The sequence below is a fragment of the Pseudoxanthomonas sp. Root630 genome (assembly GCF_001427585.1).
Lineage (GTDB): Bacteria > Pseudomonadota > Gammaproteobacteria > Xanthomonadales > Xanthomonadaceae > Pseudoxanthomonas_A.
On the sequence record NZ_LMGY01000006.1, the window covers coordinates 39,465 to 62,836 of the forward strand.

The window sequence follows — 23,372 nt, forward strand, 5'->3', positions numbered from 1 at the left end:
AACGGATCGTGTCGCGTACGAACCGCAGGTATCGCGGTGGTTTGCCCTCACCCCTTGCCCTCTCCCGCGGGGAGAGGGGAGCAGGGGCCATGCGGGTCCGACTGCGGCGAACGGATCGGCGCGTTGGACCGCGTGGCTTCGAAAGCGCCCGTTCTCAGGAGCGCGGCTTGAGCTTCTGCACGCGCAGGAACGTGTGGTCGCCGATCGTCGCCACGTGATAGGCGTTGCGCCAGCTCGGGCTGGCGATCTGGTGCGCCATGAAGTGGCTGGCGCCAGGCACGATTTCCTTGCGCTGGCCGGGCGGCAGGGCCCAGTTGCGTTCGGCGTTCAGGGCGACGCTCACCGACTTGGCCCAGGCATCCGCATTCTTCAGGCGGGTGTTGGGGCCGACGATGGTGGGGGCGAACTGTTTGCGGGCGGTGACCACGGAGCAGACGGAGTCGCCCCACAGGCCGCTGTCGCGGCGGCGCAGGGCCACTTCGGCGACGGCCTGCTGGCCGCGTAGGGTCTGGTCGCGGGCTTCCAGGTAAACGGTGGTGCTGAGGCAAAGCGAATCGGCGGCCGGCTGCGGCAACATCTGCGACAGCCATAGGATCCAGGCCAGTTTCATGGGAACTCCTTGCTCCGTCTTTCCCGCGCCCCCGCCTCTCCCGTTACGCAGGGAAGGACATCAGGGGACGCGGCAGGGCGTTATGGGGAGGCAGCCGTCACACGGGCTGCCCGGGGACCGGCAAGGCCGGACCAAGAGAGGGTCCGAGCGCCGGGCTCAGCCCGCCTGAACTGGGCGGCGGGCCGGAAAGTGCGCGCAAGGTAGGGGGGGGCGACCCAACTCGGCCTGAACGGGCCGGCTTGACGCGGGCCCCCCGGTCTGGCTGGAAATTGTGAGGCGCGTCGCAGGTCAGGGGGTCGGAAACCGGGTTTCCGACACCGTTCCTGGTGCCTCTCGGCACGCTCTTCGCGCGATTACAGGCGTGCCGCCAGCCGGCTGCCCTGGTCGATGGCGCGCTTGGCGTCCAGCTCGGCGGCGACGTCGGCACCGCCGATCAGGTGCGGCGTCCGACCGGTGGCCAGCAGGGCGGCCTGCAGCTCGCGTCGCGGCTCCTGGCCGGCGCAGACCACCACGTGGTCGACCGGAAGCAGCTGTTCGGTGGCGTCCACCTTGATGCGCAGGCCGGTGTCGTCCACGCCCACGTATTCCACGCCGCCCAGCATCTTCACCTGCTTGGCCTTCAGCGTGGCCCGGTGGACCCAGCCACTGGTCTTGCCCAGGCGGGCGCCGGGCTTGCCCGGGCTGCGCTGCAGCAGCCAGACCTCGCGGGCCGGCGGTTCCGGCTGCGGACGGGACAGGCTGCCACGGGCCTCGAAGGTCGGGTCCACGCCCCATTCGGCCATCCAGCGGGCCGGGTCCAGCGAGGGCGAATGGCCTTCGTGGGTCAGGTATTCGGCGACGTCGAAGCCGATGCCACCGGCCCCGATCAGCGCGGCGCGTGCGCCCACCTTCACCCGGCCCGACAGCACATCCACATAGCTGACGACCTTGGCGTGGTCGGCGCCCGGGAATGCCACTTGGCGGGGCGTGATGCCGGTGGCCAGCACGACCTCGTCGAAGCCGGCCAGGTCGGCGGCTGTCGCCACTGTCGAGAGCTTCACGTCCACGCGCGTCTCTTCCAGCCGGTGGCGGAAGTAGCGCAGCGTCTCGTGGAACTCCTCCTTGCCCGGGATCCGCTTGGCGTAGTTGAACTGCCCGCCGATCTCGCCCGCCGCGTCGAACAGGGTCACCCGGTGGCCACGTTCGGCGGCGACCGTCGCGCAAGCCAGCCCGGCCGGACCGGCGCCGACCACGGCGATGGTTTTCGGGGTGAACGTCTTCTTGTAGAGCAGGTCGGTCTCGTGGCAGGCGCGTGGATTGACCAGGCAGCTGGCGAGCTTGTTCTCGAACACATGGTCCAGGCAGGCCTGGTTGCAGGCGATGCAGGTGTTGATGGCCTGCGGCGTGCCGGCACGTGCCTTGGCCGTCCACTGCGGGTCGGCGAGCAACGGGCGCGCCAGCGACACCATGTCGGCCTTGCCGGCGGCCAGGATGCCTTCGGCGACCTCGGGCATGTTGATCCGGTTGGTCGCCACCAGCGGCACGCGCACGTGCGGCTTGAGCTTGGCGGTGACGTCCACGAAGGCCGCACGCGGGACCGAGGTCACGATGGTCGGCACGCGTGCTTCGTGCCAGCCGATGCCGGAGTTGATGAGGGTGGCGCCAGCGGCTTCCACGGCCTTGGCCTGCTGGACGATTTCGTCCCACTGGTTGCCGTCTTCGACCAGGTCCAGCAGCGACAGCCGGTAGATGATGATGAAGTCCGGACCCACTGCCTCGCGCACGCGCCGCACGATCTCCACCGCGAAGCGCATGCGCTTCTCCGGCGTGCCGCCCCAGGCGTCGTCGCGCTTGTTGGTGCGCGGCGCGGTGAACTCGTTGATGAAGTAGCCTTCCGAACCCATGATCTCGACGCCGTCGTAGCCGGCGTCGCGGGCCAGCTTCGCCGCATTGGCATACGCGCCGATCTGGCGTTCGATGCCGCGGGCCGACAGCGCGCGCGGGGTGAAGGGATTGATCGGGGCCTTGAGCTTCGATGGCGCCACCGTCAGCGGGTGGTAACCGTAGCGGCCGGCATGGAGCAGCTGCGCACAGATCTTGGCGCCATGTTCGTGCACGGCCTTGGTCACGAACTTGTGCGGCCGCGCCTCCCACGGCCACGACAGCTTGCCGCCGAACGGCTTCAGCCAGCCCACCAGATTGGGCGAGAAGCCGCCGGTGACGATCAGGCCGACGCCACCGGCCGCGCGCTCGGCGAAGTACGCCGCCAGGCGCGGGAAGTCCTTCGCCCGGTCCTCCAGGCCCGTGTGCATCGAGCCCATCAGTACCCGGTTGCGGACCGTGGTGAAGCCCAGGTCCAGCGGGGTGAACAGGTGGGGGTAGGGCGTGGAGTCGTTGGCGGTGGCGGTCGACGTCATGCGGGCGATGGATACGCGTGCGTATGGAAGAAGCGAACGATGCCGCGCCGGGGCGTCCGGCGCAAGCGGCATCCGCGGCGCGAAGCAGGGCACAGACCCGGCCGGCTTGCAAGAGTTGTCCGGCGCGGGCGGCTCGGGGACCATGGGCTACCCAGGTTCCCGGCCCTTCATGGACACCGCCTCACCGCCCCTGCACGACTACCTGCGCGCCGGCATCGCCGCCGCGGACCTGCCGGACCTCCACCCCCTGCTCAACGCCCGCGACCTGCTGCGGGCGTTCTCGACGCTGTTCCACGGCGGCGAGGAGAGCGTGATGGTGCGTCTGCTGGTCCTGCGCACCATCGGCGAGCGCGGACAGGCGCCGGACTGGGCCCCGCAGGAGCTGCGCGACCAGTTCGCCTACCTCGACCCGGTCAAGTTCGACACGGTGCTCGGGCGCCTGCGCGAGAACGGCCTGCTGCTGTGGGACGCCCCCAGCCAGCGCTACCGCATCAGCCCGGTCGGCCGCCAGGCGCTGGCCTCGATCGGCCTGCTGCTGCAGTTCAACCGCGAAGGCGACGAACTGGCGTACGTCACCGCGCAGCTTGCCGCAGGCCAGGCGATGGGGCGCGTGGGCGCCGACGACCTGCAGCATCTGTTGTCGCGCCTCAACGAACTGCGCGAAGACTTCGATCAGGCCGTGCTGAGCGGTTCCGAACATCGCATCCAGCGCGCCGCCGATACCCTGCAGTCGGTCTGGCAGTGGGTCGAGAAGGGCACCGCGCTGATCCGCGATATCGCCGCCGATGGCGAACTCGACACCGCGACCCACCGCGTGGCCCAGCAGATCGGTCGTGCGCAGAGCGCGTTGCTGCGGCAGGCGTCGGTGTTCCAGCGCGCACTCAACCAGTTGGACCGCCATCGCGTGCACCTCGGCGCCAGCGGCCTGTCGTCTTCCGACGTCAATCGCTACCTGCGTGCGCTCGATGTGGCTGCGCTCTCGGACCTGGCAGACGACGTGCTCGCGCGGATGCCGCAGCCGGCGTTCGCGCTGGGGCCGATCGCGCTGGACGTGGCCGAGTACGAACTGGTCGAGCGCGAGCGCGCCGCTCAGGACGACGCCTCGCTGCCGCCGGCACAGGCGGCCCCCGTGGACACCCAGGCGCCGGTCGTGCAGAACGACTACGGCCATGCCGAGCAGTGGTTCGACCAGCTCGCCGCGCTCGACACCGAAGCGCCGCTGTCGGACTGGGTGCCGCAGGACGGCTTCGCCGTCAGTGCGTACCGCTTGTCGCTGCTGGGCCTGATCGGTGATGCCGGTGCGGAGAACCGCCACGGCGTGGCTGCGTCGTTGGCCCAACTGCCGATGCAGTGGCACGTCGATGCCGAATTCGAACCCGTGCAGCGCGCCGGCGTGGCCTACATGAGCCGCGGTCGCCTGCTGCCGCAGACACTCCAGGCGCAGGCCGAGCCTGCACCTTCCCGCAAGAAGAAAGCCCGTACCGCATGAATGACCCCATCGCTTCCCTGATCGCACGGCTGCTGGCCGAGCGCTGGCTGCCGCGCGAGGATCGCGCCGTGCGCCAGGTGCTCGTCGACGCCGACCTGCGCGACGACCTGGACCGTCGCCTTGCCGCCGCCGGCCTGCGCCTGCTCGAGCATCCGTATGCCGCGCACGTCGCCGTCGGCATCGCGCGCGCGCAGGAAAGCGAGGTGTTCGGCCACGGCGACGCGTGGGCGGCCAGCAACCTCTCGCTGGGGCGCGACGCCATTGCGCTGCTGGTGGTGTTGTGGGCGCTGCTGGTGCTGCCCAAGCGCCAGCGCCAGATCGCGCGGCAGGAGGGCGAGCGCCAGCACGAGCAGGAGCAGATGTTCGCCGAAATGAAGCCGGTGCCGGTCGGTAGCGACATGGTCGAGCCGCTCAACGAACGCACGCTGTTGGCGGATTTCGCCGACCGCCTGGGCGGCAAGGGTCGCGTGCAGATGAGCCTGGGCACGTTGCAGCGGCATGGCTTCATCGTGCGACGCCGCGAGCGCATCCACGAGGGCCCGCTGCTCGACTTGGCCTTCGACTACGAGCGCATCGCCAGCCGCGTGATGGATGGCGCGCTCGCGCACGTGATCGACGAGGCACGCGCCTCGCAGGCGAACGCGCCCGAGGCGCCGGTGGACGAGCGCATGGACGAAGCGAACGAGGAGCAGGCCGATGTTTGAGTTCCGCAGCCTGGAAGTCGTCCACTGGGACTACTGGCAGCGCTACACGTTGCCGCTGGACGCCTCGATCATCACCGTCGTGGGGCCGAACGGCTCCGGCAAGACCACGCTGCTCGATGCGTTGCGCACGCTGCTGGCCATCGACGACCGCGACATGGCCCGCGATTACAAGACCTACCTGCGCCACAACGGCAAGCCGTACGCCTGGCTGCGCGCGGTGGTCAGCAATCCGGTCGACCGGCGGGGCAAGCGCGCGTTCTTCCCGCACATGGACGAACAGGTGACCATCGCCTGCCGCATCCGCAAGCGCGGTGGCGACTGGTCGCGCGACTACCAGATCGTCGCCGGCGACGTGCCGGTGGAAACGCTGGACCAGGGCGGCGACTGGCTGGGCGTACGCGACTACCGCGTGCGGCTGGCAGGGGCAGGCCTGAGTCGGGCGATCTGCCGCGTCCTCACGTTGGAACAGGGCGCCACCGACAAGCTGTGCCAGCTGTCGCCGCGCGAGCTGCTGCAGCTGGTGTTCGACGTGTTCGAAGACAAGGCCGTGCTGGACGACTACCAACGCGCCCGCAACGAGCAGTTCGACGTCGAGAAGGAGATCGCGCAACTCCAGCAGGGCCTGGCCGAACTGCATGTCAGGCTGGAGTCGTCGCGCGCCGACGTGCGTTCGTTCGAGGATGGCCTGTCGTTGCGCTCGCAGCGCAACCGGCTGCAGACCGAGATCGCGCCGAAGGTGGAACTCGCGGACCAGCGCGCCACCATCGAGGGCGCGCGCCCGCGCCTGACCGGCCTGCGCCGCGCGCTGCGCGAGCGCGGACGTACGCATGCCCAACTGCTCGCGCAGGAAGTCGCCGCGCAACTGCAGCGTGATCGAGCGGGTGGAGAACTCGCCGAGACCAAGGCTCGCCTGAAACAGGCCGAGCACGCCTTCACCCAGGCACGCGACCACGCGCGCGATGCCGAATCGCTGGTGCGCCGCCACGACGACCTCGCGAAGCTGCAGGCCGAGCGCGGCAGCGACGACGTGGATGCGCTGACGCGCGCGCTGGAGGACGGACGTCGCCGCCAGGCCGAGCTGAAGCTGGAAGCCGAACGCGACCGCCAGCGCAGCGGCGAAATCGCCGCGCAGGTGGCCGCGTTGAGTGGTGGCGGCCGGGTGGTGGAAGCCTTCGAACGCGATTTCCGCGTTGCGCTGGATCGCGAAGGCATCGCGCATCGCGTGCTGACCGAGATGGTCGACGTGGCGGACCGCGACTGGGCGGTGGCGGTGGAGGCGGTGCTGGCCCCGTATCGCCACCTCGTCCTGCTGGAGCACCCGAAGGACGCACGCGAGGCTTGGCGCCTCGGCGAGCGGATGCAGTACCGCCACTTCGTCGTCGCCGACCGCGCGCCGGTGGAGAAAGCGACGAAAGGCTCGCTGCTGGAAGTCGTGCGCTTCTCCGAGGATCCGCCGGCCTGGCTGCCGCGCCACCTGGACCGCATCCAGCGTGTGGCCGACGTGGAAGCGGGCCATCGCCTGCCGAAGGGCCAGGACTGGATCACGGCGCAGGGTTACCTGCGTGAGCAGCGCGGTGGACGCCACGTCGGTGGCGGCGCGCATCATTTCGGCGCGGGTGCCCGTCAGGCGAACCTGGTGTCGCTGCGTTCCGAACAGGCAATGCTGCAGGACCGGGCACAGCAGCGCGAGGACGCCTTGGCGACCCTGCGCAAGCAACTGGATGCCGCGCAGTCGCGCCTGTTGGGGCTGGATGCCGGCCAGGAACTGGTGACGCGCGCGGCGGAGTTCGCCGATGGTGCCGAACGCCTGCCGGCCTTGGCCGATGCGGCGGCGCAAGCGGCGGCGACGCTGGCGGAAGCCCGCCAGCAGCTCGACGCGCTCGAAGCACAGGACAAGGCCGAAGGCATCGCCGCGGCCAGCCGAACCGGCGAGATCAAGGCATTGGCGGGCGAGTTGCACGAACGCGGCCAGCAGATCGGCCAGGAACGCCTCGCCTTGACCCAGCGCATCCTCGATTTCCGTCGCCGGCGCGCGCAGATGCCGGTCGCGTGGCGCAGTGCGGCCGTGCTGCGTGCGGCGCGCGAGGAGTACGAAAGCGCCAGCGCCGTGCGTCGCGAACTGGAGCGGATCGACGAGCGCATCACGCGCGGCGGTTACGTCGAGGACGATGGATGCGTCGCGCTGCGCGACAAGTTCGCGGCCGATCATGCCGGCCTGGAGGCCGCCATCGGCAAGCGGGAGACGCACCTTCACCGTGCGCGCCGACTGACCGAAGAAGCACGTGGCGCCTACATCAACGTGTTGCGCGCCACGGTACGCCGCTACAAGCGCAACCTGGCGTCGCTCGGCGAACTGGCGGGCATCGGCGTGGATGCCGAACTGCCGGAACTGGTGAACGAGGACACCGCGTTGGCGCAGGCCGGCCTGACCGTGCGCTTCGATTTCGACCGCAAGGGCTGGATCGGCCTGGACGACGGCGAAGCCTCGGGCGGCCAGCAGGTGATGAAGTCGTTGCTGCTGCTGGTCGCGCTGCTGCGGGACGAGGAGCAACCCGGCGGCTTCGTCTTCATCGACGAACCGTTCGCGCACCTGGACGTGGCCAACATCGAGAAGGTCGGACGCTTCCTGCGCTCGACCGACGCGCAGTACATCCTGACCACGCCGATCACGCACAACGTCAATGTGTTCGAGCCGTCCGACCTGGTGCTGGCGACCAGCAAGCGTCGCGCGGCCAGCGCCTGGGCCGAGCCGGTGGCCGTGCTGAAGCGCGACCGCAGTGGGGATGCCGCGGCCGCGTGATCCGGGGTAATGCTGTGGGAGCGACGCAAGTCGCGATCGGAAAGGAGGAGATGCAGGGGTCTCCTCGCATCCTTCGCGACTTGCGTCGCTCCCACAGCGATCCCACCTTTACCAGCCGGCGATCACCAGCTTGCCGATCGTCGTGCCGGATTCCAGCCGACGATGCGCTTCGCGCAGGTTCGCGGCATTGATTGGCGACAGCGTATCGGTCAGCGTGCCGCGCAGCTGGCCGGCATCGATCAGGTCGGCGACGCGGTCCAGCAGCGCGCCCTGTTCGCCCATGTCGGCGGTGCGGAAGCGCGGTCGGGCGAACATCATTTCCCAATGGATGCCGATGCTCTTGGCCTTGTACGGGTCGCCGATGCGCAGTTCGCCGCGTGGTTCGACGATCAGGCCGACGTGGCCGAGCGGTGCCAGCAGTTCGCCCAGTTCGGTCCAGTAGCGGTCGGTGTCGGCCAGGTTCAAGGCGGCGTCGATCGTGTCGAAGCCCGCCGCCTTCAGCTGCGGGCCCAGCGCTTCGCGATGGTTGATCACATGGTCGGCGCCCAGCGCCTTGCACCAGTCGATCGTGTCCTGGCGCGACGCTGTCGCGATGACGGTAAAGCCGGCGCGCTTCGCCAGTTGGATCGCGATCGATCCCACGCCGCCGGCACCGGCGATGACGAGTAGCGACTTGCCGGCGCCACCGCCGTCCGGCGCGTAGCGCATGCGGTCGAACAGCAGTTCCCAGGCGGTGATCGTCGTGAGCGGCAATGCAGCGGCCTGCGCGAAGTCCAGCGTCGCGGGCTTGCGGCCGACGATGCGTTCGTCGACCAGTTGGAACTGCGCATTGCTGCCGGGGCGGGTGATGTCGCCGGCGTAGTACACCGCGTCGCCGGGCTTGAAGCGCGTCACGGCCTCGCCGACGGCTTCGACCACGCCCGCAGCGTCGTAGCCCAGCACCTTCGGCTGCGCTTCAACCTGCGGCTTCGGCGAGCGCACCTTGGTATCGACCGGATTCACCGAGACGGCTTCCACACGCACGAGGATGTCGTGGCCGGTGGCGGTGGGCGTCCCGAGTTCGACATCCAGCAGCGATTGCGGATCGTCGATGGGCAGGTAGCGGGTGAGTGCAACGGCTTTCATGGCGGTTCCTCGTGGGGAGTCGGGACGCGTGCCGCGATGATGCGGCGCGCGGGACAAACAGGCGATGCGACGAAGGGAGGATCAGGCGCAGTCGGCGGCGATCGCGAAGCGCTGGCGACGCTCCAGCGCCAGCGCCCACAATGCGACGGCGAATGCGGAGGCCGGCACCAGCGCGGCGATCCACGGCAGCGCCGACAGGCCCAGGCCCTGCGAGATCACCACGCCCCCCAGCCACGCGCCGAGCGCGTTGCCGAGGTTGAAGGCGCCGATGTTCAGGCTGGAGGCCAGGCTCTGCGCATCGCTGGCCTTCTGCAGCACCCACAGCTGCAGCGGCGACACCGTCGCGAAGGCCGCGGCGCCCAGCAGGCCGGTGAACAGGATCATCGCCCAGCGGCTGTGCAGCGCGAAGCTCATCACGCCCATCACCAAGGCGAGCGCCGCGAGCGTGCCGAGCAGGGCGGTGGCGAGGCGACGATCGGCGAAGCGCCCGCCCAGCAGGTTGCCGATGATCATGCCGACGCCGAACACGAGCAGGATCGGCGAGACCGCCGCATCGGCGAAGCCCGTCACCTGCGTCAGCAGCGGCTGGATGTAGGTGTAGACGGTGAACATGCCGCCGAAGCCGAGCACGGTCATCAACAGGCCCAGCAGCACCTGCGGCCGGCCGACCACGCGCAGTTCGTCGCGGAACGACAGCGGCGCGGGCGCGCTGCGATCGGCCGGCACCAGCGTGGCGATGATGACGGTGGCGAACACGCCGATCGCGGTCACCGCCCAGAAGGTCGCGCGCCAGCCGTATTCCAGCCCCAGCCAGGCGCCGGCCGGCACGCCGAGCAGCGTGGCGACGGTCAAGCCGGTGAACATGATGGAAATGGCCGAGGCCTTGCGGTCTTCGCTGACCAGGCCGGTGGCGACCACGGCGCCGACGCCGAAGAACGTACCGTGCGCCAGCGACGTGATCACGCGCGCGGCCATCAGCAGTTCGTAGTTCGGCGCGAGAGCGCAGGCCAGGTTGCCCAGGGTGAACACGACCATCAGCGCGACCAGCACCGCCTTGCGCGGCATGCGATTGGTGGCGGCGGTCAGCAGGGGCGCGCCGACGAACACGCCGAGCGCATAGCCGGAGATCAGCAGGCCAGCGGCAGCGATGGAGACCTGCAGGTCGGCGGCGACCTGCATCAGCAGGCCCATGATGACGAATTCAGTCGTGCCGATGCCGAAGGCGCCGGCCGTGAGCGCATACAGGCCCAAAGGCAGCCGGGAGGACGTGGAAGCGGAAGGCATGGTGGAAGCCCGGAGGGAACGAGGCGCGCAGCTTGCGCCTTCCCTTGGTAATGAAAAATGGCGAATATGCCGAATCACTATCAATGGATTATTGATAATGGACCGTGTCGGCGACCTGGCCCTGTTCCTCCGCGTGCTCGATCTCGGGTCGATCACGGCGGCCGCCCACAGCCTGGACCTGTCCGTGGCGGTGGCCAGCCAGCGCCTGAAGCGGCTGGAGAAGGAACTGGGCGTGCGGCTCTTGCACCGGACGACCCGCCGCCTGCACCCGACGCCGGAGGGCGCCGCGCTGGCCGAGCAGGGGCGGGTGCTGGTGGAGGAGCTCGAGGCGTTGGGCACCGGCCTGCGCGAGGCCGCCCGCGACGTCGCCGGCACGCTGCGGGTGACGACCTCTGCGTCGTTCGGACGCCAGTACGTCTCGCCGCTGCTGCCGGCGTTCCTCGCCCGCCACCCGAAGCTGCGGCTCAGCATCCACCTGAGCGACAACGTGGTGGACCTGGTCAGCGAGGGCTTCGACCTGGCGATCCGCATCGGCGCGCTCGACGACTCGAGGCTGGTGGCGCGACGGATCGCGCCCAACCGGCGCGTGCTGTGCGCCTCGCCCGACTACCTGGGGCGGCGCGGTCGGCCGCGCACGCCTGACGACCTGGCCCAGCATGACTGCCTGCTGCTGTTCGGCAGCGGGGGCCGCCAGGACGTGTGGCGGCTGGGCACGCCGACGGGTGGCGAGGTCGCGGTGCGGGTGCAGGGGCGCTTCGAGAGCAACTTCGGCGAAGTCCTGCGCGATGCCTCGCTGGCGGGCGAGGGCGTCGTCATCCATTCGCTGTGGCATGTCGCCGATGACCTGCGCGCTGGCCGGCTGGAAGTTGTCTTGCCGGACTACCCGCTGGCCACGACCGCGATCAGTGCCGTAATGCCGCAGCGCCGGCTGGTGCCGCCCCGCGTACGGGCATTCACCGACTTCCTGATCGAGCAGTTCGGCGACCACCCGCCCTGGGAGCGCGGGCTGTAGGGCGGCTCAGGCAGCGAAGGCGAAGGCGTCCAGCGCCAGGCCACCCATTTCCACGTCGCGGTGAAGGAGCCGTCCCTTCGCGCGCGCGCCACCTGCTCCCAGCGCGACATAGAGAGGGAAGAGGTGCTCGGTCGTCGGATGGTTGCGATGGGCCTCGGGCAGCGCCGTCCAGTCGAGCGCACCGATGGCGTCGCCAGCCAGCAGTCGCTCGCGCAGCGCATCGGTGAACGCGGCGACCCAATCGTAGGGGGCAGCATGCGCGTGCTGCCAGTCCAGCGCCCGCAGGTTGTGCGAGAACCCGCCGGACCCGACCACCAGCACGCCCTGCTCGCGCAATGGCGCCAGGGCCAACCCCAGGCGGTAGTGCCATTCGGCGGTCTGCGCCGGATTGACCGACAGGGCGACGACGGGGATATCGGCATCCGGGTACATCCGCCGCAGCGGCACCCACACCCCATGGTCCAGCCCGTGATGGGCGTCCACCTGCGCAGGGAAGCCAGCGTCCCGCAGGGCAGTGGCGACCTGCTCCGCAAGCGCAGGCGCACCCGCAGCGGGGTACTGGATGCGATAGAGCGCCTCGGGGAAACCGCCGAAGTCGTGGATCGTGTCCGGCGCAGGGGTGGCCGTGACCGTGGGGCGTGCGTGGATGAAGTGAGCGGACGCCACGACGATCGCTCGTGGACGCGGCATCATCCCCCCCAGGCGATCCAGGAAACGGCCGGTGGGCGAGTCCTCGACGGCCAGCATCGGCGAACCGTGCGACAGGAAGAGACTGGGGAGATCGGAGGCGGGCGACGTGTCCATGCCGACAGCATCGAGGCTGGGGCCGCGATCACCAAGTCACCCCGGCGCATCAGTGTGTTGCCGTGGTGGGGGTTGAGTGCGTACCGCGGCAACGGATGGGTATCGGGGGGCGATCCAGGTGCCAGTTCTCGGGAAGAGTGTTAACCTTGCCCAACTTGTTATGGTACCGTTAACACAGTCTTCACGTACCCCCGCATAATCTGTTCAGCAAGGCGACGGGAGTCTGTCGCCTCGAATAACAAAAAGAATCGCCGGAACCACGAACAAAGTCTTTCGGTTTCTCTACAACTGAACTTTTCCAAGGAGCTGCAAATGAACAAGAAGATTCTCTGCGCCGCGCTGCTGGGCGGCCTGAGCCTTGCGAACACCGCGATGGCGCAGGAATTCGATGACCGTTGGTACCTGACTGGTTCGGTTGGCCAGAACATGCAGGACAACGATCGTCGTACCGAAGATACCCAGTTCGTGACCCTGGGTCTGGGCAAGTTCATCAGCCCGAACTGGTCGCTCGACGGTGAGCTGAACTACCAGAACCCGAACTTCTCCTTCAACGAAGATCTGAACTGGAGCCAGTACGGCCTGTCGCTCGACCTGCGTCGCCACTTCATCAAGGAAGGCCGCGGCTGGAACCCGTACCTCGTCACCGGCCTGGGCATGCAGCGTTCGGAAGAAGAGTACGTGATCAACAGCCCGAACTCGCCGGCGCAGCGCCGCGACAACAACCTGGCCGCCAAGCTGGGCCTGGGTCTGCAGTCCACGTTCGACAAGCGCATCGCCGTGCGTGCCGAAGTGGCCTACCGCGCTGATTTCGACGATCAGAGCTACACCGCCGAAGGCGGCATCCACCAGCAGGAAGAGAGCTGGTTCGGCGACGTGCTGGCTTCGGTCGGCGTCGTGATCCCGCTGGGCCCGAAGGCGGAAGCCGCCCCGGCGCCGGCGCCGGCTCCGACCACCACCTGCGCGGACCTGGATGACGACGGCGACGGCGTCAACAACTGCGACGACAAGTGCCCCGGTTCGCAGGCTGGCCAGACCATCGGTCCGGACGGCTGCCCGGTGCAGGTTTCGATCGACCTGAAGGGCGTGAACTTCGACTTCGACAAGTCGACGCTGCGTCCGGACGCGATCGCGATCCTGAGCGAAGCCGCCGAGATCCTGAAGCGTTACCCCGACCTGCGCGTCGAAGTGGCCGGCCACACCGACCTGTGCGGCAAGGACGCTTACAACCAGTCGCTGTCGCAGCGTCGTTCGCAGACCGTGTACGACTACCTGACCAGCAATGGCGTCGACGCTTCGCGTCTGGTGGGCCCGGTGGGTTACGGCGAGAGCCGTCCGCTGGAACCGACCGCGCAGACCCTGCCGGGCTGCAAGAGCGAGCGTAACCGTCGTACGGAACTGAACGTCCAGAACTGATCGGACGCTCTTCCCGCAGTACCGAAGCCCGGCCTAGTGCCGGGCTTCTTTTTTTCGGCGCGGTTCGCGCGCCTTGCGTGACCCAGCGCCGTCTTTTCGCATCGCCGCGCATGCCGCCGCGCATTTTCTTGCCATGCCCGGATGCGCTGCCTACACTCGCGCCACGTAGAAAAGAATCAGGAGTTGCCCGATGCGCCGCCATGTCCTCGCCAGCTTGCTGTGCATCGCCGCCGCTCCTGCCGCGTACGCGGCGCCGGATTGCGCGAGTGGTCTGGTGCAGGCCCCGTTGAAGACGCCTGCCACGGTGATCGCGCCGGTCGCTCCCGAGTTCACCGCCACCGCCACGCAACTCGGCGCTCCCTCGGGCGTGCTCGCTTCCCACGCATTCGATGAGGCGCAGTCGGTAGACCGCGTCCTGCTGCGCCTGCGCATCGAAGGTTGCCGCAATGTCGCGAAGGCGCTGCCTGCGCCGACGGGCGCGCCTGCCGCCGCCGTCGCCAACAGCCCTGCGGCCTACCAGCCCAAGACCGCGCACGACAACACGCCGTGGCGCTTCGACATGAGCCAGAACGGCAAGCGCATGACCGCCGATGAGTTCGATGCCTGGATGAAGGCTCGCGGCGTGCGTGTGGTCAAGGCGCCGGGCGCACCGGCGGCCGCACCGGCCCCCGCGCCCGAGCCGGCGAAAAAGAACTGAGTTTCCGACGGCCGGCATCCCGGCCGTTTCTTCATGCCGCCACGCAATGCCCGCGCCACGACCGCCCCGTGACCCGCGTGGGCGCGCACGTACGCGTCCACGAACCGATGCAGCGCCCGCCGTGCGTCACGGCCTGGCGCGCGTGCTGTCCAAGCAGGGCGTCTGCTCGCGCACCGAAGCGGCGCGCTGGATCGTCGAAGGACGCGTTTCCGTGGACGGGCGCGTCGTCCGCGATCCCGAATTCCCCATCGTCGCCGGTCGGAACGAGGTCCGCGTGGACGACCAAGAAACCGCCGCTGCGCCACGCCACTACCTGATGCTTAACAAGCCGCGCGGCCTGGTCACGACCACGCGGGACGAACAGGGGCGCGACACCGTCTATCGCTGCCTGGAGGGGGCGGGCCTGCCATGGCTTGCCCCGGTCGGCCGCCTGGACAAGGCGAGCGAGGGGTTGCTGCTGTTCACCAACGATCCCGAGTGGGCCGCACGCGTCACCGATCCGGCCCACGGCCAGGACAAGACCTACCACGTGCAGGTCGACCGCGTGCCTGATCGGGTCCTGCTCGATGCATTGGAGGCGGGCGTGGCGATCGAAGGGGAATCTCTGTCGGCGCGCCGGGCGCGTCTGCTGCGCGCGGGCGAGCGCAACGCGTGGCTGGAGATCGTTCTCGACGAAGGCCGCAACCGGCAGATACGCCGGCTTCTCGAGGCGTTCGACATCCGCGTGCTTCGGCTGGTACGGGTGGCGATCGGTCCCCTCGCGCTGGGCACGCTCGCGAAAGGCGCATGGCGTCCCCTTGAAGACGTCGAGCGCGAGGCGCTCGCCCCGACGAGCGGACGCTGATTGCGCGACCACCGTCCGGGTTCCGCGCGTGGCGCCTGCCTACACTCGCTCTCGCCTGACCAATGGGGAAAAGACATGTTGAACCTCACCGCGCGCCTGCCGGCGCGCTGCGCCTTGCTGCTCGCCATCGCTGTGCTGGCAGGGTGCGCCAGCCACACGCCACGCGCCGCCAGCAAGGGGGCGTCCAAGGAGGATGTGGTGACTGTCGCGCCGGGGCCGCATGGTCACCGCTTCGACATGCAGCAGAACGGCCGCAGCATGACGGCCGAAGAGTTCGATGCCTGGATGAAGGCGCGCGGCATCCGCGTGGCCAAGGGCGCACCGGCCAAGCCGAAGAGCTCGACCACGTCGACCAAGCGCGCCCGCTGAGATACGGAGGAACGTGGTGCCGGTTACGCCGGCACCACGCCCAGTTCGCGGCCGATCTTGATGAAGGCGTCGATGGCGCGGTCGAGGTGTTCGCGTGTGTGCGCCGCGCTTATCTGCGTGCGGATGCGCGCCTGGCCCTTGGGCACCACCGGGAAGAAGAAGCCGATCGCATAGATGCCTTCTTCCAGCAGCCGTTGCGCGAAGCGCTGCGCCAGCGGCGCGTCGTACAGCATCACCGGGCTGATCGGGTGCACGCCCGGCTTGATGTCGAAGCCGGCAGCCGTCATGCGCTCGCGGAAGTAGGCGGTGTTCTCGCGCAGCTGCTCGCGCAGGTCCCCGGCCGAGGACAGCATCTCGAAGGCTTTGATGCCCGCCGCCACGACGTGCGGTGGCAGTGAGTTGGAGAACAAGTAGGGGCGCGAGCGCTGGCGCAGCAGTTCGATCACTTCCTTGCGCGCCGTGGTGAAGCCGCCCAGCGCGCCGCCCATCGCCTTGCCCAGGGTGCCGGTGAAGATGTCGATCCGGTCCATCACGCCCTTCACTTCGGCCGAGCCGCGGCCCGTCTCACCGAGGAAGCCGGTGGCGTGGCATTCGTCGATATGGACCAGCGCACCGTATTTCTTCGCGAGCGCCGTGATCTCGTCCAGTGGCGCGATGAATCCGTCCATCGAGAACACGCCGTCGGTGGTGATCAGCTTGGTCTTGCAGCCTGCGGCATCGGCGGCCTGCAACTGCGCTTCGAGATCGGCCATGTCGCAGTTGGCGTAGCGGAAGCGCTTGGCCTTGCACAGGCGCACGCCGTCGATGATCGAGGCGTGGTTCAGCGCGTCGGAGATGATCGCGTCGTCTTCACCGAGCAGCGGCTCGAACAGGCCGCCGTTGGCATCGAAGCAGGCGGCGTAGAGGATCGTGTCCTCGGTGCCGAAGAAGTCGGCGATCGTCTTCTCCAACTGCTTGTGCAGGTCCTGCGTGCCGCAGATGAAGCGTACCGACGCCATGCCGAACCCGTGCGTGTCCAGCGCATCCTTCGCGGCCTGGATGATGTCGGGGTGGTCGGCCAGGCCCAGGTAGTTGTTGGCGCAGAAATTCAGCACCGTGCGCCCGTCTTCCAGGGTGATCTCGGCCGACTGGGGCCCGGTGATGATGCGCTCGGACTTGAACAGGCCCTGGGCGCGGATGTCGTCCAGGGTGGCGGCGTAGTGGGCGGTCAGCGGGTTGGACATGGGGCAGGGGCGGAATGGGCAGGCCGACATTCTACCCGCGCCCCCGGATCGCTCCGGCGACGTCATGCGGTTACGGCATAAGCGACCCTCGTTTCGTCATTTCCCTGCCGGCATGTGCACACGCAGCATCGCGTTTCCGGCCATTCACGGCCTTCACGCGGGGAAAAGCGGTCATGCGGACACACTCGGGCTCAGGCAGGCATGCAGGCAAGGGCACCACCCTCCTGGGCGCGCTGGCCTGTTGCCTCGCCTTGCCCGTATCCGCACAGAGCCAGCCCACCGTGGAACAACTGCTGCAACGCCTCGAAGCCTTGGAGCGCCGGGTCGGCGAAGCGCCGCCAGCCCTGGCGAACGAGCAGGGCGAAGGCGCGCCTTCCACGCTGGGAGACCTGGACCAGCGCCTGCGGGTGCTGGAGCGACGCCTGGAACTGCAGCAGGAAGAGGCGGCGGCCAAGGCGAAAGAGGCTCCCGTGATCGCCGTCAACGACAAGGGCGCTTCGTTGAAGTCGGCCAACGGCGACTACGAGATCAAGATCCGCGGTCTGTTGCAGGGCGATGGACGCTTCTTCAGCAGTGGCGTGCCGTCGGGCACCTACGACACCTTTCTGCTGCGCACGGCGCGACCGACCATCGAAGGCACGCTGGGCAAGTGGATCGGCTTCCGCTTCACCCCGGAGTTCGCCGGCGACAGCGCGAGCATCGTCGATGCCTATGCCGACCTGAAGTTCTCGCCGGCGGCCAGCGTGCGCTTGGGCAAGTTCACCTCGCCCGTCGGCCTGGAACGCCTGCAGTCCTCGTCGGCGCTGTCCGACATCGAGCGTGCGTTGCCCAGCGAACTGGCGCCCAACCGCGACATCGGCGTGCAGCTGCAGGGCGAACTGGCGGGCAGCAAGGTCAGCTACGCGATCGGCGTGTTCAACGGCACGGTGGATGGCCGCGATGCGGTGACCACCAACCCCGATGACGAGTTCGAGTACGCCGGGCGGCTGTTCGTCGAACCCTTCAAGGACGGCGCCGGGTTCTGGTCCGGGCTGGGCTTCGGCATCGGCGGCAGCGTCGGCGACACGGTGGGTACCGGCAACAACATCCTGCCGCGCTACCGCACACCCGGGCAGGTGCAGTTCTTCAACTACCGCAGCGCCGTCGCCGCGGATGGGCGCCGGACGCGTTGGTCGCCGCAGGGCTACTTCTACCGCAACCGCTTCGGCCTGCTGGCCGAATACATCGCCTCCAAGCAGGAACTGCAGGTGGGCGGCAATGCGGCCGAACTCGAGAACACGGCCTGGCAGGCCACGGCCAGCTACGTGCTCACCGGCGAGGACGCCAGCTACCGCGGCGTGGTGAAGCCGTCGCACCCCTTCAGTCCCGGCAAGGGCGGCTGGGGTGCCTGGGAACTGGTGGGCCGCTACGGCGTGCTGGAAATCGACGACCGCGCGTTCCCGGTGTTCGCCGATCCCGCCGTGTCGGCGCGCCAAGCGAAGTCCTGGACGCTGGGCGTCAACTGGTACCTCAGCAGCAACCTGAAGCTGGTCCTCAACTACCTCGATACGCAGTTCGACGGCGGCGCGGCGGCTGGCGCCAACCGTGAAGACGAGAAGGCTGTGTTCTCGCGACTGCAGGTCGCATTCTGATGCCCGGAGACGAACCCATGACGCATTCCTTCCTCCGCCGCCACGCCCGCAGCGCGCTGCTGGCGTTCGGCCTCACGCTCGCGGTCGCGGCCAGTGCCAAGGACGTCGAGCTGCTCAACGTCTCGTACGACCCGACGCGCGAGTTCTATCGCGAGTTCAACACCGCTTTCGCCGCCGAGTGGCAGAAGACGAAGCAGCAGAAGGTCAGTATCGAGACTTCGCATGGTGGTTCGGGCAAGCAGGCGCGCTCGGTCATCGATGGGCTGGAGGCCGACGTGGTCACGCTCGCGCTGGCGTACGACGTGGACTCGATTTCGCAGCGCGCCAAGCTGTTCCCCGCGAACTGGCAGTCGCGGCTGCCGGAGAACAGCGCGCCGTATACCTCGACCATCGTGTTCCTGGTGCGCAAGGGCAATCCGAAGAAGATCAACGACTGGCACGACCTGCTGAAGCCCGGCGTATCGGTGATCACGCCGAATCCGAAAACCTCCGGCGGCGCGCGCTGGAACTATCTCGCCGCCTGGGCTTACGGCCTGAAGATCTTCAAGGGCGACGAGGCCAAGACGCGCAACTTCGTGCGCGCGCTGTTCCGCAACGTGCCGGTGCTCGATACCGGTGCGCGCGGCGCCACCACCACGTTCGTGCAGCGCGGGATCGGCGACGTGCTGCTGGCCTGGGAGAACGAGGCCTTCCTGTCGATCGAGGAACTCGGCCCCGACAAGTTCGACATCGTCGTGCCTTCATTGTCGATCCTGGCCGAGCCGCCGGTCGCGCTGGTGGATCGCAACGTGGACAAGCACGGCACCCGCGAGGTCGCGCAGGCCTACCTGAAGTATCTGTACTCGCCGACCGGCCAGCGGCTGGCGGCCAAGCACTACTACCGTCCGCGCTATCCGCAATACGCGGCGCCGGAGGACGTGGCGCGCTTCCCGAAGCTGGAGCTGGTCACCATCGACGGCGTGTTCGGTTCCTGGGCCAAAGCACAGGCCACGCATTTCGCCGACGGCGGCGTGTTCGACCAGATCCAGGCGAAGTAGGCATGGCGGTTGTGTCGCCCACGTTGCCGGGGAGGTCGCGCACGACGCGGCGCGTCATCCCCGGCTTCGGCCTCAGCCTCGGCTACACGTTGTTGTGGCTGGGGCTGATCGTGTTGATCCCCCTGGTAGGCGTGTTCGCCAAGGCCAGCGGGCTGGGGCCGGCGGGGCTGTGGGCGATCTGGACCGAGCCGCGCGTGTTGGCGGCACTGCGCATCAGCTTCGGCACCGCGCTCGCGGCGGCCGCGTTCAATGCGGTGATGGGCACGCTGGTCGCGTGGGTGTTCGTGCGCTATCGGTTCCCGGGCAAGCGCCTGTTCGACGCGATGATCGATCTGCCGTTCGCACTGCCGACGGCGGTCGCCGGCATCGCACTGACGGCGCTGTATGGCCCGACCGGCTGGATCGGCCAATGGCTGGAGGCGGCGGGCATCAAGGTGGCCTACACGCCGCTGGGCATCACGGTGGCGCTGGTGTTCATCGGCCTGCCCTTCGTGGTGCGCGTGGTGCAGCCGGTGCTGGCGGAAGTGGAGGTGGAACTCGAGGAAGCCGCGGCGACGCTCGGCGCCAGCCGCTGGCAGACCGTGCGGCGCGTGGTGCTGCCGACCTTGTGGCCGGCCGTGCTGGCGGGCTTCGCGCTGGCGTTCGCGCGCGGCGTGGGCGAGTACGGATCGGTCATCTTCATCGCCGGCAACTTGCCGGGCGTGTCCGAGATCGCGCCACTGCTGATCACGATCAAGCTGGAGGAATTCGACTACGAAGGCGCCACCGCCATCGCGGCGGCGATGCTGTTGCTGTCGTTCGCCCTGCTGTTGGTGATCAATACCCTGCAGGCGCGCCTGCAGCGTACCGGCAAGCGGGCGGGGGGCTAACATGGGCGACGCCATCTCGGCCGTCATCGCCTTGCCACCGGAGTCCGTATCCGTGGAGTCTCGTGCAACCGCTTCGCCGCGCCCACGCAGCGCGACCAGCGAGCCCGTCTGGGTGCAGGTGCTGCTCGTCCTGGGGGCGCTGGGATTCCTGTTGTCGTTCCTGGTGCTGCCGCTCGCACTGGTCTTCGTGGAAGCGCTGCGCGGTGGCGCAGCGGCGTTCCTCGCCGCCGTCAGCGAAGCCGATGCCCTGGCCGCGGTGAAGCTGACGCTGCTGGTGACCTCGATCGTGGTGCCGCTCAACCTCGTATTCGGTGTGGCTGCGGCGTGGGCCGTCAGCAAGCATGAGTTCCGCGGCAAGCGATGGCTGGTGACGCTAATCGACCTGCCGTTCGCGGTATCGCCCGTGGTGGCCGGCCTGATCTACGTACTGATCTTCGGCGCGCAAGGCTGGGCCTATGCGCTGGTCGACGAGGGCTGGCGATTGTCGCTGCCGCTGGTGGGCGAACTGCACCTGCAGTTGCCGAAGATCATCTTCGCGCTGCCTGGCATCGTGCTGGCGACGATCTTCGTGACGTTCCCCTTCATCGCGCGCGAGCTGATGCCCTTGATGGAGCAGCAGGGCACCGACGAGGAACTCGCCGCGCTCAGCCTGGGCGCCACCGGCTGGCAGACGTTCTGGCGGGTCACGCTGCCGAACATCCGCTGGGCGCTGCTGTACGGCGTGCTGCTGTGCAGTGCGCGCGCACTCGGCGAATTCGGTGCCGTGTCGGTGGTGTCGGGCCATATCCGCGGCCGCACCAACACGCTGCCGCTGCATGTGGAAATCCTCTACAACGAGTACGCCTACAGCGCGGCGTTCGCGGCCGCGTCGCTGCTCGCGCTCACCGCACTGCTGACGCTGGCCGTGAAGACCTGGCTCGAATGGCGGCACGGCGAAGCGCTGGCCGCCAACCACCGGCATTAGAGACGACACCATGAGCATCAAGATCGAGCACCTGCAGAAAAAATTCGGCGCTTTCACGGCGCTGGAAGACGTCTCCCTCGACATCCGCCAGGGCGAACTGCTGGCGTTGCTCGGGCCTTCCGGCTCCGGGAAGACCACGCTGCTGCGTGTGATCGCGGGGCTCGAGCAGGCCGACGGCGGACGCGTATTGTTCGACGGCGAGGACGCCGCCACGCTCAGCGTGCAGGCGCGCCGTGCGGGTTTCGTCTTCCAGCACTACGCGCTCTTCCGCCACCTGACGGTGGAGGAAAACATCGGCTTCGGCTTGCGCGTGCGTCGTGGCAAGGCCCGCGTCGCCGAAGCCGCCGTGCGTGCACGCGTGGCGGAACTGTTGTCGCTGGTGCAGCTCGATGGCCTGGGCGGGCGATATCCGGCGCAGTTGTCGGGCGGCCAGCGCCAGCGCGTCGCGCTGGCCCGCGCGCTGGCCATCGAGCCGCGCGTGCTGTTGCTGGATGAACCTTTCGGTGCGCTCGATGCGCAGGTGCGCCGCGACCTGCGCCGCTGGCTGCGCGAACTGCACGACCGCACCGGGCTCACCACCATCTTCGTGACCCACGACCAGGAAGAAGCGTTGGAGCTGGCCGACCGTGTCGCCATCCTCAATCGCGGCCGGATCGAGCAGTTGGGCAGCCCGGCCGATGCCTACGACGCGCCGGCTTCGCCGTTCGTCTACTCGTTCGTCGGTGCGGTGAACCGGCTGCCCGCGCGCTGGGAGTCTGGCGCGTTGCATGCCGCGGGATTGCCGCTGGCGGCACGCGGCGCCAGCGGGCAGGGCGATGCCGAAGTGTTCGTGCGACCGGAAGATCTGCGCCTGACCGATGACGGAGCGGGCTGGCCGGCGACGATCATCGGGGCCCAACGCAACGGCCCGCGCCTGCGGTTGCGCGCGCGCCTGGAGGGCGGAAGCGAAGTGGAGATCGAGCTTCCCGCCGACAGCGAAGATGCCTCGACACAGCCCGGGCGGCCGGTGCGGTTGGCACCAAAACGGTTCGGCTGGTTTCCCCTCAGTGGTGCAACGGCACCAGTGTGATGCAACGTAAGCTACTGAATTAATTAGAAAAGAAACCAATTCTCCGCTTGTCTGGCGGGTACTTGACGTAAGTGATTGCTGCGGCGCACTATCGGGGCGCAGTTAAAAAATAGTGAAGTCGTGATGACGGTTGTACGACGTTCCACGGCCCACTCGCCCAACGCACGATCCACACCGCCAGGAGAATCCGGATGAAGCCCGTCAAGCTCTGTACCGCCCTCGCCACCGCCCTGCTGTTGGCGCTGCCGATGTCCGCCTTCGCCCAGGAGGCGGAGGAAGAAGAAACGCCGCTCGTGAACTGGTCGATCGCCGCCACCTCCGACTACGTGTGGCGCGGCGTATCGCAGACCGACGAGAACCCCACCGGCCAGGTCGGCCTGACCTTCAACATCCCCGGCGGTTTCTACGCTGGCGGTTGGGGTTCGGGCGTGGACTTCGGTGATGGCAACCCGGAGTTCGAGGTCGACTACTTCGTCGGCTACAACGTCGACTTCAGCGATTCGGTCAATTTCGACGTGATGATCAACCGCTACACCTACCCGGGTGCCAGCGAGCTCAACTTCAACGAACTGATCACCAAGACCACGTTCGCGGAGAATTACAGCCTGACGGCCAACTACACGAACGATTTCGGCGGATCCGATACCGATGCGTTCTACGTGGCCGGTGGCGCGAGCTTCGGCCTGCCGAATGATTTCAGCATCGACGTGAGCGTCGGTCGCAGCATGTTCGACGATGCCTACTCCGACGACTACACCGACTTCAGCGTGGGCGTCAGCAAGAGCATCGGCATGTTCTCCGCGTCGCTGGGCTACTACGGTACCGACGGCAACGGTCGCGACATCTTCGGCGATCTGGCGGACAACCGCGTGGTGCTGACGCTCAGCGTCGGCAACTGATCGCACCGGTCGTAGGCATGGAAAGGGCGCCTCGCTGAACTGACCCCCGGAAGTTGGACATCCATCCAACCTTCGGGGGTTTTTTATGGCCAAGTACAGCCTGGCCTTTAAGCGTGAAGTAGTAGATGCCTAC

Annotated in this window: 20 protein-coding genes; 14 read left to right on the forward strand and 6 right to left on the reverse strand. The window is 68.2% G+C overall.

Annotated features, from left to right (window positions below; all coding sequences use genetic code 11):
* Positions 1–154: 154 nt before the first annotated feature.
* The gene (locus ASD72_RS05035) at positions 155–610 is read right to left on the reverse strand and encodes a cell wall hydrolase (RefSeq protein WP_056878852.1); all 456 of its coding nucleotides are present in this window, start codon (positions 608–610) and stop codon (positions 155–157) included.
* Between the two features lie 353 nt (positions 611–963).
* The gene (locus ASD72_RS05040; protein WP_056878853.1) at positions 964–3,006 is read right to left on the reverse strand and encodes an NADPH-dependent 2,4-dienoyl-CoA reductase; all 2,043 of its coding nucleotides are present in this window, start codon (positions 3,004–3,006) and stop codon (positions 964–966) included.
* Positions 3,007–3,175: 169 nt separating this feature from the next.
* Here ASD72_RS05040 and ASD72_RS05045 point away from each other — a divergent pair, with 169 nt between their 5' ends.
* The 3 genes from ASD72_RS05045 to ASD72_RS05055 are packed head-to-tail and all read left to right on the forward strand — an operon-like array spanning position 3,176 to position 7,999.
* Entirely contained in the window at positions 3,176–4,495 is a 1,320-nt protein-coding gene (locus tag ASD72_RS05045; protein ID WP_155944482.1) for a hypothetical protein, read from the forward strand.
* Complete coding sequence (locus ASD72_RS05050; protein ID WP_056878854.1) at positions 4,492–5,199, forward strand: hypothetical protein; 708 nt, start codon at positions 4,492–4,494, stop codon at positions 5,197–5,199. Before ASD72_RS05045 ends, ASD72_RS05050 begins: the two co-directional genes overlap by 4 nt.
* A complete protein-coding gene (locus tag ASD72_RS05055) occupies positions 5,192–7,999 on the forward strand; it encodes an AAA family ATPase (RefSeq protein WP_056878855.1) in 2,808 nt (935 codons plus the stop codon). The genes ASD72_RS05050 and ASD72_RS05055 overlap by 8 nt, the downstream gene beginning before the upstream one ends.
* A 108-nt stretch (positions 8,000–8,107) precedes the next feature.
* Here ASD72_RS05055 and ASD72_RS05060 read toward each other — a convergent pair whose 3' ends face one another.
* Both ASD72_RS05060 and ASD72_RS05065 read right to left on the reverse strand, forming a co-directional pair.
* Entirely contained in the window at positions 8,108–9,124 is a 1,017-nt protein-coding gene (locus tag ASD72_RS05060; RefSeq protein WP_056878856.1) for a zinc-binding alcohol dehydrogenase family protein, read from the reverse strand.
* An 81-nt stretch (positions 9,125–9,205) separates the two neighbouring features.
* A complete protein-coding gene (locus ASD72_RS05065; protein WP_056878857.1) occupies positions 9,206–10,408 on the reverse strand; it encodes an MFS transporter in 1,203 nt (400 codons plus the stop codon).
* Positions 10,409–10,505: 97 nt separating this feature from the next.
* Between ASD72_RS05065 and ASD72_RS05070 the strand changes: the two genes are divergently transcribed.
* Entirely contained in the window at positions 10,506–11,420 is a 915-nt protein-coding gene (locus tag ASD72_RS05070) for a LysR family transcriptional regulator (RefSeq protein ID WP_056878858.1), read from the forward strand.
* 6 nt (positions 11,421–11,426) lie between these two features.
* Here the strand turns inward: ASD72_RS05070 and ASD72_RS05075 are convergent, their stop codons facing one another.
* Entirely contained in the window at positions 11,427–12,224 is a 798-nt protein-coding gene (locus tag ASD72_RS05075; RefSeq protein WP_056878859.1) for a class III extradiol ring-cleavage dioxygenase, read from the reverse strand.
* Between the two features lie 312 nt (positions 12,225–12,536).
* Here ASD72_RS05075 and ASD72_RS05080 point away from each other — a divergent pair, with 312 nt between their 5' ends.
* The 4 genes from ASD72_RS05080 (at position 12,537) to ASD72_RS05095 (ending at position 15,547) form a co-directional block, all read left to right on the forward strand.
* Positions 12,537–13,637: an OmpA family protein gene (locus ASD72_RS05080; protein WP_056878860.1), complete on the forward strand. Its 1,101-nt coding sequence runs from the start codon at positions 12,537–12,539 to the stop codon at positions 13,635–13,637.
* A 190-nt stretch (positions 13,638–13,827) separates the two neighbouring features.
* The gene (locus ASD72_RS05085; RefSeq protein ID WP_056878861.1) at positions 13,828–14,334 is read left to right on the forward strand and encodes a hypothetical protein; all 507 of its coding nucleotides are present in this window, start codon (positions 13,828–13,830) and stop codon (positions 14,332–14,334) included.
* A gap of 46 nt (positions 14,335–14,380) precedes the next feature.
* Positions 14,381–15,178, forward strand: a complete 798-nt coding sequence (locus ASD72_RS05090) for a pseudouridine synthase (protein ID WP_056878862.1) — start codon at positions 14,381–14,383, stop codon at positions 15,176–15,178.
* A gap of 75 nt (positions 15,179–15,253) precedes the next feature.
* Entirely contained in the window at positions 15,254–15,547 is a 294-nt protein-coding gene (locus tag ASD72_RS05095) for a hypothetical protein (protein WP_056878863.1), read from the forward strand.
* A gap of 23 nt (positions 15,548–15,570) precedes the next feature.
* Here the strand turns inward: ASD72_RS05095 and kbl are convergent, their stop codons facing one another.
* Positions 15,571–16,770, reverse strand: a complete 1,200-nt coding sequence (gene kbl, locus ASD72_RS05100) for a glycine C-acetyltransferase (protein ID WP_056878864.1) — start codon at positions 16,768–16,770, stop codon at positions 15,571–15,573.
* A gap of 173 nt (positions 16,771–16,943) precedes the next feature.
* Between kbl and ASD72_RS05105 the strand changes: the two genes are divergently transcribed.
* The 6 genes from ASD72_RS05105 to ASD72_RS05130 all read left to right on the forward strand — a co-directional run bounded on the left by ASD72_RS05105 (position 16,944) and on the right by ASD72_RS05130 (position 23,239).
* On the forward strand, positions 16,944–18,401 hold the full coding sequence (locus ASD72_RS05105; protein WP_056878865.1) for a porin: 1,458 nt from the start codon (positions 16,944–16,946) through the stop codon (positions 18,399–18,401).
* 17 nt (positions 18,402–18,418) lie between these two features.
* A complete protein-coding gene (locus tag ASD72_RS05110) occupies positions 18,419–19,438 on the forward strand; it encodes a sulfate ABC transporter substrate-binding protein (RefSeq protein ID WP_056878866.1) in 1,020 nt (339 codons plus the stop codon).
* 2 nt (positions 19,439–19,440) lie between these two features.
* Positions 19,441–20,307, forward strand: coding sequence for a sulfate ABC transporter permease subunit CysT (gene cysT, locus ASD72_RS05115; protein ID WP_056878867.1), 867 nt, complete (start codon positions 19,441–19,443; stop codon positions 20,305–20,307).
* A 1-nt stretch (position 20,308) separates the two neighbouring features.
* Entirely contained in the window at positions 20,309–21,271 is a 963-nt protein-coding gene (cysW, locus tag ASD72_RS05120) for a sulfate ABC transporter permease subunit CysW (protein ID WP_056878868.1), read from the forward strand.
* A 10-nt stretch (positions 21,272–21,281) separates the two neighbouring features.
* The gene (locus tag ASD72_RS05125) at positions 21,282–22,340 is read left to right on the forward strand and encodes a sulfate/molybdate ABC transporter ATP-binding protein (protein ID WP_056878869.1); all 1,059 of its coding nucleotides are present in this window, start codon (positions 21,282–21,284) and stop codon (positions 22,338–22,340) included.
* Between the two features lie 191 nt (positions 22,341–22,531).
* Complete coding sequence (locus ASD72_RS05130) at positions 22,532–23,239, forward strand: TorF family putative porin (RefSeq protein WP_056878870.1); 708 nt, start codon at positions 22,532–22,534, stop codon at positions 23,237–23,239.
* Positions 23,240–23,372 lie beyond the last annotated feature (133 nt).